The sequence below is a fragment of the Micromonospora alfalfae genome (assembly GCF_022230925.1).
Classification (GTDB): Bacteria; Actinomycetota; Actinomycetes; order Mycobacteriales; family Micromonosporaceae; genus Micromonospora; species Micromonospora alfalfae.
The window spans coordinates 231,152-242,752 of sequence record NZ_JAKKFH010000006.1 but is presented as its reverse complement, the minus strand read 5'-3'; the positions used below and the strand labels follow the sequence as shown (position 1 = coordinate 242,752).

At 74.3% G+C, this 11,601-nt stretch carries 9 protein-coding genes; 3 read left to right on the top strand and 6 right to left on the bottom strand.

Annotated elements, in window-relative coordinates; all coding sequences use genetic code 11:
* Positions 1–199: 199 nt before the first annotated feature.
* On the bottom strand, positions 200–886 hold the full coding sequence (locus MED01_RS05800; RefSeq protein ID WP_145779624.1) for a DUF4191 domain-containing protein: 687 nt from the start codon (positions 884–886) through the stop codon (positions 200–202).
* A 207-nt stretch (positions 887–1,093) separates the two neighbouring features.
* Between MED01_RS05800 and MED01_RS05795 the strand changes: the two genes are divergently transcribed.
* A complete protein-coding gene (locus MED01_RS05795) occupies positions 1,094–1,264 on the top strand; it encodes a hypothetical protein (RefSeq protein WP_238667481.1) in 171 nt (56 codons plus the stop codon).
* Positions 1,261–4,350 (top strand): helix-turn-helix transcriptional regulator, encoded by a 3,090-nt coding sequence (locus tag MED01_RS05790; protein ID WP_238667480.1) that lies wholly within the window; start codon positions 1,261–1,263, stop codon positions 4,348–4,350. The genes MED01_RS05795 and MED01_RS05790 overlap by 4 nt, the downstream gene beginning before the upstream one ends.
* Positions 4,351–4,498: 148 nt before the next feature.
* Here MED01_RS05790 and MED01_RS05785 read toward each other — a convergent pair whose 3' ends face one another.
* Positions 4,499–6,217, bottom strand: a complete 1,719-nt coding sequence (locus MED01_RS05785) for a hypothetical protein (protein WP_238667479.1) — start codon at positions 6,215–6,217, stop codon at positions 4,499–4,501.
* Positions 6,218–6,270: 53 nt separating this feature from the next.
* Positions 6,271–7,266 carry a lipoyl synthase gene (gene lipA, locus MED01_RS05780; protein ID WP_238667478.1) on the bottom strand — a complete coding sequence of 332 codons (996 nt, stop codon included), beginning with the start codon at positions 7,264–7,266 and terminating at the stop codon, positions 6,271–6,273.
* 453 nt (positions 7,267–7,719) lie between these two features.
* Between lipA and aspS the strand changes: the two genes are divergently transcribed.
* A complete protein-coding gene (gene aspS, locus MED01_RS05775) occupies positions 7,720–9,006 on the top strand; it encodes an aspartate--tRNA(Asn) ligase (RefSeq protein WP_238667477.1) in 1,287 nt (428 codons plus the stop codon).
* A gap of 50 nt (positions 9,007–9,056) precedes the next feature.
* Here aspS and MED01_RS05770 read toward each other — a convergent pair whose 3' ends face one another.
* From MED01_RS05770 to MED01_RS05760, 3 genes are all read right to left on the bottom strand, one after another.
* Positions 9,057–9,449: a VOC family protein gene (locus tag MED01_RS05770; RefSeq protein WP_238667476.1), complete on the bottom strand. Its 393-nt coding sequence runs from the start codon at positions 9,447–9,449 to the stop codon at positions 9,057–9,059.
* A 47-nt stretch (positions 9,450–9,496) separates the two neighbouring features.
* The gene (gene lipB, locus MED01_RS05765) at positions 9,497–10,138 is read right to left on the bottom strand and encodes a lipoyl(octanoyl) transferase LipB (protein WP_238667475.1); all 642 of its coding nucleotides are present in this window, start codon (positions 10,136–10,138) and stop codon (positions 9,497–9,499) included.
* A gap of 98 nt (positions 10,139–10,236) precedes the next feature.
* Positions 10,237–11,553, bottom strand: a complete 1,317-nt coding sequence (locus tag MED01_RS05760; RefSeq protein ID WP_238667474.1) for a hypothetical protein — start codon at positions 11,551–11,553, stop codon at positions 10,237–10,239.
* Between the last annotated feature and the right edge of the window lie 48 nt (positions 11,554–11,601).

Sequence of the window (11,601 nt, the reverse complement as noted above, 5' to 3'; positions counted from 1 at the left end):
GGGGGGGGGGGGGGGGGGGGGGGGGGGGGGGGGGGGGGGGGGGGGGGGGGGGGGGGGGGGGGGGGGGGGGGGGGGGGGGGGGGGGGGGGGGGGGGGGGGGGGGGGGGGGGGGGGGGGGGGGGGGGGGGGGGGGGGGGGGGGGGGGGGGGGGGGGGGGGGCGGGGGGGGGGGGGCGCGTTGGAGGCGTACACCTGAGGGGTCAGCGGCCCCGCGACTGGCGGAAGGCGCCTGGCGGCCGCATGTTCTTCGGGATCGCGCCCTTGGGCATCTGTGGCCGGGCGGTGAGCGCCTTGAGTCGCTTGTCCAGCGAGTTGACGTCCTTGCCGGAGAGGGCGCGGGGCAGGCGCAGCAGCGTCGTCCGCAGCTTGCGGATCGGCAACTCGCCCTCCTCCTGCCCGATCACGTAGTCGTGCAGGGGAGCGGAGCCGATCACCTTCGACAGCCGCCGCTTCTCCTGGCCGAGCAGGCCGCGCACCCGCTGCGGGTTGCCCTCGGCCAGCAGGATCACGCCCGGGCGACCGATCACCAGGTGGACCATGTCCATCTGGGTGGTCGAGCTGACCGCCGGGGTCACCCGCCAGTCGCCGCGCATGTTCTCCATGATCTGCGCCGCCGCGCCGGGTTGCCCCTCGGCGGCGTTCATCATCGCCTTGTTGGACCGCAGGTTGAGCACGATCAGCACCGCGAGCAGGATGAACAGGATGCCCAGCGGCAGCCAGATCCAGCCCCAGAGGATGACAGCGACAACGGTGAGCGCGAGCGGGAGCAGCACCGCTGCGGCGACCAACGGCGCGAACCACCGGTCCTGCTTGGCGGTGAACTGGAACACCATCCCGATCTGCTTCAGCCGCTGGCCGAACGAGACCTTCTCCTGGGGCTTTGCCATGCCGCAGAGTCTAGTGGTCGCCGCCGGCCCGGTTGATCCGCGTCCGGGTGCCGGGGCAGCTGAGTACCTTACGTCGCCGTACGCGCCCGGAGCGGCCGGGTAAGGAGGCTGTGGGCGGGGAAGATGAGGCGCCATGCCCATGCCCGGGTGGGGCCTTCGCGCGAAGAGTCGTCAGCAGAAGACGACGACGCCACGAAGGAGCCCGACATGTTCGGCAACGACGCAGATTTCCTGCTCACCCTGCACCGCACCCACGCCGCCGAGCTGCGCGCCGACGCGGACGCGGACCGGCTCGCCCGGTCGCTGTCCCGTCCGGTCAGCCGCGGGTGGTTGGGCCGGCGCAGGCAGGCCGGTCGCACCGGCGACGCCCGCCGGTGACCGCGCCCAGCTCGGCCGCCAGGCCCAGCTCGGCCGCCAGGCCCAGCCCTGCCGCCACGCCGACAGCGCTCGGCGCGGCCGTCACGTCCGCCACACCCGTCGGGCTGGCCGCTCGACCCGATCCGACCCCGCCGCCCGGCCGCCGGCCGATCGGCGGGGTCGGCGGGGTGGGCCGCCATGGCATGCTCGAACACGTGACCGTACGCGCCGCCAGCTCAGTCCTCGTCGGGCGCCACAGCGAGACCGGGGCGCTACGGGGCGCGCTGGGCCGGGCGCGGGCCGGGGAGCCGACCACAGTGCTTGTCGGCGGCGAGGCGGGTGTGGGTAAGACCCGGCTGCTGGAGGAGTTCGCGGGCTGGGCCATCGACGGCGCGGCGCGGGTGCTGGTCGGCCAGTGTCTTGAGCTGGGCGAGGCGGGTCTGCCGTTCGCGCCGTTCGCCGCCGCGTTGCGCACTGTGCTGCGCGCCGACGGCCCCGAGGCCTTCGCCGGCTACGAGGCGGAGTTCGCCCCGCTCCTGCCGGAGCTGGGCCGCGCCTCCGCGGCACTGACCACCCCGCGTGCCGTCCCGCTCAGCGACGCCCCGCGCGGATACCTGTTCGACCTGGTCGCCGAGCTGTTCCAGCGGCTGGCCGACGCCCGCCCACTGGTCCTGATCATCGAGGACCTGCACTGGGCCGACCGCTCCACCCGCGACCTGATCGGCTTCCTCGTCCGGGCGGCGAGGCCGGGCCGGCTGCTGCTGGTCTGCACCTACCGCACCGACGAGTTGCAACGCGGGCACCCGCTGCGCCCGTTCCTCGCCGAGCTGGATCGGGCCCGGGGTGTGGAGCGGGTCGAGCTGGCACGCCTGGACCGCGAAGGCACCGCCGCGATCCTCACCGACCTGCTCGGCGCCGAGCCGCTCGCCCGCACCGTCGACGATGTCCACGACCGCACCCAGGGCAACCCCTTCTTCATCGAGGAGTTGGCCGTGGCCGGTGACCCGATCGGCTGCGCCGCGCTCCCCGAGACGCTGCGTGACCTGCTGCTGGCCCGGGTGGACCGGCTCCCCGAGCCGGCCCAGCGGGTGTTGCGGATCGCGGCCGCCGGCGGCACCCGCTTCGCCCATGACCTGCTCGCCGAGGTCGCCGGGCTGCCCGAGACCGAGCTGGAGGACGCGTTACGCGCCGCCGTCGCCGCCCAGTTGGTGGTGGCCGACCGGGACGGGGACTACGAGTTCCGACACGCGCTGGTCCGCGAGGCGGTACACGACGAGTTGTTGCCCGGTGAGCACGCCCGGCTGCACGCCCGTTTCGCCGCCGCCATCGAGGCCCAGCCCCATCTGGTAGCCGCCGGCCGGGCCCCGGCCGAGATCGCCCACCACTGGCACGCCGCGCACAACCACCCGCGCGCCCTCGTCGCCGCACGAGCCGCCGCGTGCGCCGCCGCCGAGCGGTACGCGTACGCCGAGCAGCGCCGACTGCTGGAGCGGGCGCTGGAGTTGTGGGAGCTGGTGCCGGACGCCGCCGACCTGCTCGGCATGGACCACCTGGCGTTGCTGGAGCAGACCCTGGACGCCGCGGTGACCGCCGGCGACTTCAGTCGGGCCATCACCCTGACCCGCGCCGGGCTGGCCGAGGTGGACGCCGACGCCGCGCCGTTGCGTGCCGCCCGCCTGCTGGACCAGCGCGGTCGACTGATGGCCCTGCTCGGCAAGAGCGACGGCAGCCCCGAGTTGGATGAGGCGTACCGGCTGGCGGCCGCTGGCCCGCCCGGCGCGGAGCGGGTCCGGTTGCTCGCCGACATCGCCACCCACCTGGTCAAGATCGACCCGCAGAAGGCGGCCCGGGTGGCAGCCGAGGCCGCCGCCGACGCCGAGGCGCTCGACGAACAGGTGGCCCTGCTGTCGACGCGGATCGCGTTGCTCTGCCACGGCGAGCGGGACCTGACCGGCGGGCTGGCCGAGCTGGGCCAGGCGGCCGCCGCTGCCCGTGCGGCGGGGGACGCGCCGACGCTGGTGCTCGCCATGGTGTTCGAGTCGGACATGCTCTGCGAGTTGGGCCGCTACGCCGAGTCCGCGCAGGCCGCCGAGGCAGGTGTGGTCGAGGCGCGACGGGTGGGGATCAGCCGCTCCACCGGGGCGTACCTGCTCTCCAACCGTGCCGAGGCGCTCATCGCGTTGGGTAGGTGGGACGAGGCCGAGGCGGTCTGCGCGGAGGCCGCTCGAATCGACCTGTCCGGTGTCACCGGTCTGCACTGGCTCCAGTTGGGCGCCGGGCTGCGGCTGGCCCGCGCCCATCCGGGCGCCGACGAGTTGGTCGATCGGGCGCTCACCTTCCTCAACCGACCGTACCTGTGGCCGAACCACCGCCTGCCCCTGCACGAGCTGGCGATCGAGGCGGCGCTGGCCGCTGACGACAAGATCGAGGCGGTACGGGCGGCCCGCGTCGCGGTCACCGACGAGAGCCTGTCGCGGCTGCCCAGGGAGGGTTGGCCGGTGCTCAGCGCCGCCGCGCGTACCGCGGCACGGGTGGGCGACAGGGAGTTGGCCGCCGCGGTGGCGGCGCTCGCCACCGACCTGCCCGCGCGGCACCCGGCGGCCCGCGCGCACGCCGCCCAGGTCACCGCGCTGCTAGCGGTCGGCGACCAGGCGCTGCCGGCGTGGCATGCGGCGGTCGGCGCGTGGCGAGCCGACGGGCAGCCCTACCCGTTGGGCAGGGCGCTGCTGGCGCTGGCCGAGGCGACCGCCGCAGCCGGGGACCGCGACAAGACGGCGGCGACTGTCATCGAGGCCACCGAGATCGGCCGGCGGCTGGGTGCGACCCCGCTGGTCGAGGCGGCCGCCACCCTGGCGCGGCGAGTCGGCCTGCGCTCCGGGGGCGGGGTCGGCGCGGACCTGCTGACCGCCCGGGAGCGGGAGGTGCTGCGCCTGGTCGCCGAGGGGCACAGCAACAGCCGGATCGCCGAGCGGCTGTTCATCTCGCCGAAGACGGCAAGCGTGCACGTCTCCCGGATCATCGCGAAGCTGGGTGTGACCAACCGGGTGGAGGCCGCCGCCCTGGCCCACCGCCTCGGCCTGCTCACCGAGCCCGCCGCGCCGCGCTGAGGCGCGCACCGAGCCGCGCCGCGTTGAGGCGCGCACCGAGCCGCGCCGCGCTGAGGCGCGCACCGCGCCGCGCCGCGTTGAGGCGCGCACCGAGCTCGCCGCGCTGACGCGCGCGCTGAGCCCGTCGCGCCGACGTGGGTGGTCGAGGTCAGCGTGGCAGGTAGATGCGCCAGCCCTCGATGGTGACCAGGTCCAGGCTGCCCGGCGTGGCCCGCTGCCGCTCGTCGAGCACCTCCGCCAGGGGTGAGCCGGCCGGCGCGACCCAGGCCGGTGCCGCCGCGTTGTCCACCTCCCGCCGGTACGCGGGGTAGCGGTCGAAACCCTGGCGCAGGGTGTCGTCGACGACAGCGCAGACCACCTGCTCCGCGCTGGCGAAGGTGAGTCGGTTGCAGGTCCAGTAGCCGGCGCGTACGTGCCGTACGCCGAGCTGACGCAGGGTGCTCACCAACTCGGTGTGCCGGGCCTCGGCGGCCCGGGTCGCCGGGGCGGTCTGGGCTGCCCGCCAGGTGGCGTGGGCGGCGGTGCCCAGCGTGGCGGCGAGCGACACCACAGCGACCGATCGGGCTAGCGTCGACCCGACGCCGCGCCGGCCGGTCGCCGCCGGACGAAGCCCGTGCCGGGCCACCGTCCACACCGGCCAGAGCAGCGCCGGCAGGGAGATGAGCAGGCAGGACAGGTAGCGGGAACTCTCCACCGGGGTGAGGCCGGCGGAACTGCTCACCGTGTACGCGCCGAGGGTGGCCACCGCGGCCAGCACGAGCGCCAACCGTGCGGCCGCCGCCACCCGAGGCGACACCGCGTCGGGGCCGACAGCGGCAGAGCCAGCAGGATCGGGGTCGGGGGTGCGTAGCGCCCGCCAGGCGGTGGTGGCGGCGATGACCAGCAGCAGCGGCAGGGCGAGCGACCACCACAGTTGCCAGGTGGCGCACTGGCCGGGAGCGCAGAAGCCCATGCCCAGTCCGGGGCCGAGCACCAGGCCGCCGTGCAGCCGGTTCGGCCAGCCCGCGCTGGCGTCCGCACCGCTGGCCGCGAGCACGGCGTGCAGCGGGTTTCGCCCGGTCAACAGGCTGTGCAGCAGCAGTGGGGCCGCCCCCAGCACGGCCGCCGCCCCGAGCAGCGCCCCGGCGGCACCCCACAGTTCCCGGCGGCAGAACCCGACGAGGACCGCGCCGGTCGCCGCGACGTACGGCAGCACCAGCGGGTCGACCCAGAGCATCAGCCCGGCCAGGAACCCCCATGCGGCCCAGCGCGCCAGCCGCCAGCCGGGTCGCCCGGTGTCTGCCGCGCGCCCGTCGGGTCGCCCAGCGTCGGCCGGTCGCCGCCCCGGGCGACGGGTGGCCAGATCCACTGTGAGCAGGGCCAGCGCCGCCCCGGCCGCGTTCATCTCGGGGTAGCCGCCGCCGGCGATCAGCTGGTTCTTGATGACCCGGTCGGAGCCGAGGGCCAGCAGCGCCACCATCAGCAACCCGAACCACCGGTCCCCGGTCAGCCGCAGCGTCAACCGCCAGGCCAACAGCAGGAACAGCGCGTACAGGGCCAGCGTGGGCAGCCGCAGCCCGAGCAGCGACGGCCCACCGGCGAGGGCGAACACCGGCGCGGCCAGGTACGCCTCCAGGGTGCCCATGTACTGCTGGCCGTAGAACCAGACCGGAAAGCCCTCGCCCCGGGCGATGTGCAGCGCGGCCAGCCCCATGGTGGCCTCGTCGCTGTTCGTCGGCGGCGCGGCGTGCAGCAGGAGCCAGAGCCGGTAACCCAACCCGGCGAGCACGGCCAACCCGGTGAGCCAACCGACCAGGCCGGGACGTGCGCCGGGCCGCGGGCGGGGCGAGTCAGCGCCGCGCGGCTGCTCGCGTACCCCGACGGTCATCACAGGATCATGACACCCGGGCGTCGAACGGCCGTGCGGCGCTGCCGACGGAGTCAGCTGGCGGTGGCGACCGAGGCGGCGGCGCGGGCGTCGATGGCCTGCTTGTAGAGCCGGCCGGCCCGGTACGACGAACGCACCAGCGGCCCGCTCATCACCCCGGCGAAGCCGATCTCCTCGGCCTCCTCGCGCAGCTCCACGAACTCCTCCGGCTTGACCCAGCGGGTCACCGGGTGGTGCCGGGGTGAGGGGCGCAGGTACTGGGTGATGGTGATCAGCTCACAGCCTGCGTCGTGCAGGTCGCGCAGCGCCTGCGAGACCTCGGCCCGCTCCTCGCCCATGCCCAGGATGAGGTTGCTCTTGGTGACCAGGCCGTCGGCGCGGGCCTGCCGGATCACGTCCAGCGAGCGGTCGTAGCGGAACGCCGGCCGGATGCGCTTGAAGATGCGCGGCACGGTCTCCACGTTGTGGGCCAGCACCTCGGGGCGGGAGCCGAAGACCTCGGCCAACTGCTCGGGGACGGCGTTGAAGTCCGGGATCAGCAGCTCGACGCCGCAGCCGGGCTGGAGGGCGTGGATCTGTCGGACGGTCTCGGCGTACAGCCAGGCGCCGCCGTCGGGCAGGTCGTCACGGGCGACACCGGTGATGGTGGCGTAACGCAGCCCCATCGAGACCACCGACTCGGCGACGCGACGCGGCTCGTCGGCGTCGAACTCGGCCGGCTTGCCGGTGTCGATCTGGCAGAAGTCGCAGCGCCGGGTGCACTGGTCACCACCGATGAGGAAGGTGGCTTCCCGGTCTTCCCAACACTCGTAGATGTTGGGGCAGCCGGCCTCCTGGCAGACGGTGTGCAGCCCTTCGCGCGAGACGAGCCCGCGCAGTTGGGTGTACTCCGGGCCCATCTTGGCCTTGACCTTGATCCATGGCGGTTTGCGCTCGATCGGCGTCTCGGCGTTACGCGCCTCGATCCGCAGCAGACGCCGCCCCTCGGGGGCCGCCGTTGCGGTGCGCGCTGCCTGGCCGGTCGTCGGCGCGGAGTGCTCGATCGTCACGAAAATGAGCCTACGCTGGACGGCGGGTGTCTATGTGCGTCAGGCGACCGGCGTCACGCCCCGAACGTTGTGACGCCGGACACCGGCCGGTTGGAAAAGGGCGTCACAGATCGGGGAATCGGGTGCTACGGTCGCCGGCAACAGCGACGACGGAGCCGAGTAGCCCCCGACCCGCCAGTGCAGAGAGCCGCCGGTGCTGAGAGGCGGTCTGGCGCCGGGGCGCGAAGACCCTCCCGAGCTGCGGGAAGAACGGCCGCGGGCTCCCCGCGCCCAGTAGAGCCCGCCCGGCTGGCCCCGGTCATCAGGCGACGAACGAGGCCCCCGCTTAGGCGGGGGCGAAGGTGTGGTGGCACCGCGAGGTTCCCGCTCGCCCACACCTCCCTGGGGCTGATGCGACGCTTTCGCCACCCCAGGGCGGCGACGGCGTGGCGATCGACCGAGGAGCAGCCCGCCATGCAACGAACCCTGTCCCAGCAACTGCCCGCCAGGATCGGCACGACAGTGCGGATCGCCGGCTGGGTGCACCGCCGCCGACTGCTCAAGTCGGTTGCCTTCCTGATCGTGCGCGACGCCACCGGCCTGGCCCAGGTGGTTGTCACCGACCCGGCCGTCCGTGCCGAGCTGGAGAAACTCACCGAGGAGACGGTCGTCGAGGTCACCGCGACGGCCACCGCGAACGGCGCCGCGCCCGCCGGGGTCGAGCTGACCGACCCGACGGTACGTCTCCTCGGGCCGCCCGCCGCACCGCCACCGTTCGACCTGTACCGGCCGGCGCTCACCGCGAGCCTGCCCACCCAGTTGGACAACGCGCCCACAGCGCTGCGACACCCCACCCGGTCGGCCGCGCTGCGGATCTCGGCGGCAGCGGTGTCCGGGTTCCGGGCCGCACTCGACGCCCAGGACTTCGTGGAGGTCCACACGCCGAAGGTGGTCAGCTCCAGCACCGAGAGCGGGGCGAACGTGTTCGGGCTGGACTGGTTCGGCCGGCCCGCGTACCTGGCCCAGTCGCCGCAGTTCTACAAGCAGCTGATGGTCGGCGTCTTCGAACGCGTCTACGAGGTGGGGCCGGTGTTCCGGGCCGAACCGCACGACACCGTCCGGCACCTCGCGCAGTACACGTCACTCGACGCGGAGTTGGGCTTCGTCGCCGACCACCGGGACGTGATGCGGGTGCTGCGCGACACCCTCGACGGGATGCTCGGCGCGGTGGGCGAGCGGGCCGGTGGCGCGCTGGCCACGCTCGGCGTCACGCCGCCGCAGGTGCCCACGGAGATCCCGGCGGTGCACTTCACCGAGGCGCTGACGATCGCCGGCGCGCCCGCCGACGAACCGGACCTGGCGCCCGCCCACGAACGGGCGTTGGGCGAGTGGGCCCGCCGCGAACACCTGTCGGACTTTCTCTTCGTCACCGGCTACCCGATGGCGAAGCGGCCCTTCTACACCCACCCGGACCCGGCGCGGCCCGCGTACTCCAACGGGTTTGACCTGCTCTTTCGCGGTCTGGAGCTGGTCACCGGCGGGCAGCGGCTGCACCGGCACGCCGACTACCTGGCGGCGTTGGCGGCCCGGGGCGAGCCGGTCGAGCCGTACGCCGGCTACCTGGACGCGTTCCGGCACGGCATGCCACCGCACGGCGGTTTCGCCATCGGCCTGGAACGGTTCGTGGCCCGGCTGGTCGGCGCGGCCAACATCCGGGAGGTCACCGCGTTCCCGCGGGACCTGCACCGCCTGACTCCGTAGCACTGTGCCCTGCCGGCCCACTCGTTCGCGTGGAGCGGGCCGGCGGGGGCTCAGGCGGGACCGAGCAGGTCCCAGAGGTTGCCGGCGACGTCCCGGAAGACGGCGACCTGGCCATACGGCTCGGTGCGGGGCGGCTTGACGAACTCGACGTTCATCTCGGCCATCCGGCGGTAGGTGACGTCGAAGTCGTCGACCTGGAGGAAGAACCCGACGCGGCCGTGGGTCTGGTCGCCCACCGCGGCCTGCTGCCGCTCGCCGTCGGCGCGGGCCAGCAGCAGCCCGGTGCCGCCGCCCGGCGGGCGGACCACCACCCAGCGTTTCGGCCGCCCGTCGTTGGTCAGCGACGGGGTGTCCTCGGCCAGCTCGAAGCCGAGGACGTCGGTGAAGAAGGCAATGGCCGGGTCGTACTCGGTGACGACGACGGTGACGAGATCGATCTGCACCCGACCGAGGGTAGGCGACCTTCGGTCACCCGGCGCGCGGCCGGGTGTCAGACAGTGACGAGGGTGGACAGCCGGCGCTCGACCACCGGCAGCACGTCGGCCACGGTGACCGGGCGGCCCAGCTCGGCGGTGAGCGAGGTGACGCCCGCGTCCCGGATGCCGCACGGCACGATCCGGTCGAAGTACGTCAGGTCGCAGTCACAGTTGATCGAGAAGCCGTGCAGGGTGACGCCCCGGGCCACCCGGATGCCGATGGCGGCGACCTTGCGGGCCGGCCCCCTGTCGTCCTCGGGAACCCACACCCCGCTGCGCCCCTCGACCCGGCCTGCGGTCAGCCCGAACTCGGCGCACACGTCGATGAGCAGCTCTTCGGTACGGCGGACGTAGGCGACCACGTCGACCGGGTCGGGCAGGCGCAGGATCGGGTAGCCGACGAGCTGCCCCGGCCCATGCCAGGTGATCTTGCCGCCGCGGTCCACGTCGACGACCGGAGTGCCGTCCATCGGTCGGTCCCACGGTTCGGTGCGCTTGCCCGCGGTGTAGACGCTCGGGTGCTCCAGCAGCAGCACTGTGTCGCCGCGCTCGCCAGCCACCACCGACTCGTGCAGGCGTCGCTGCTCGTCCCAGGCGGCCTGGTAGTCGAGCAGGCCGGCACGGACGGCCGTGAGGCCGGGGGTCGTCGTCGTCACGGCAACCAGCCTAGTCCCGTCAGAGGCGTTCTTCGCTGGTGAGCCGCCTCACGAGGACGTCGTCGTGCCGCTCGGCGGCACCGCTCGGCGGCTCGTTGTCACTCCGGAGCAGGGACCGTCGCAGCGCGGTGGCGGCGCATGCGGCGAACGATGAGAGCGATCGCGAGCAGCGTCGGCACGCCCAGCGTCAGGTAGACCCACAGCGGGGCGGCGAACGGTGACGGCCGGGGCTCCGGCCCACCGAACGCGGCCCGGGTCAGCAGGTCGGCCGGCACCATCAGGTCGGTCGACCCGACCGGCGTGGTCACCAGCACCTCGCGACCGCCGTCGGGCGACAGCGCGGCGAGGAGGGCTTGCCGGTCCGTGTCCTGCTCCGTATCGCTGACATACCGCAGGATCGGGTCGTCCGCGCGCCAGCCGATGATCCCGCTGGCCGAGGTGCCGGCCGGCAGGGCCTGGCCGACCGCCTGACCGGTGGCCGTGTCCAGGAACTCGATTCGCCAGGTGCGCGCCGCCGCCTGCTCGGCCGTGCACCTGGGCCCGGCGCAGCCGTCGAAGGCGAGCAGCGCGAGCCGCCGGCCGTCGGGGTGCCAGGCGGCGGGGCCGGCCAGTGTCCGCCGGTCGCCCAGGTCGACCTCCCAGCGAGGACCGCCGCCGGCCGGGTCGACGACCACCAGTCGCTGGCGCTCGGCGAGCTGGGCAGGCACGTCCGGCGGGCCGGTGACCGCCACCAGGTCGCCACCGGGTGACCAGGCCGCCTGGTTGTGGGCGGCGAAGGTGCCGGCCGCGACGACCTGTTCGGTGCCCTGGTACGGGTCGACGACGAGCATGTCGTCGGGCTTCTCCGGGTCGTTCAGCTGCTGGTTGTCCGGCCCGTAGCTGATCACCGAATCGTCGTTGCTGCGGGTGCCGAGCACGCGCCGCCCATCCGGCGACCAGGCGAAAGGGTGCAGCCCGGGTTTCACTGTGCGGCGCTGCCGGCCGGTGGTGAGGTCCAGCAGCTCGCCGGACTGCGGCCGCAGGTAGTGCCGCCCGTCGGGGGAGAGCAGCCCGTGCCCCTCGGCGATGCCGATCGGGATGAGCCGGTAGGCGCCGTCCCGGGCGACCAGCACGCCTGTCGACTCGAAGTAGCGGGTGCGGTCGGTGAAGAACACCAACGCGGCCGGACCGGCGGGTCGTTGCCCCACGGTGGCCTGCCACAGCCACGGATCGCGCACCCGGCTCGGCACCACCCCGACCGTGCTGTCGGTGACAGTGCTCCCGCCGGCCGTGCTGTCGGCGGCAGTGCTGTTCGCGGCGCCGGCTGCTGGCGCGCCGAGCGCGACGCTGTTCGCGGCTGGCGCGCTGAGCGCGACGAGCCCCAGCGCGAGCCCGACCACGGCGGCACGCCGCAATCGCCCACCGGTCAATCTCATCGGCCCATTAGACGCGACGGCGGCCGGTCGTGATGCCCCGGCCGGCCG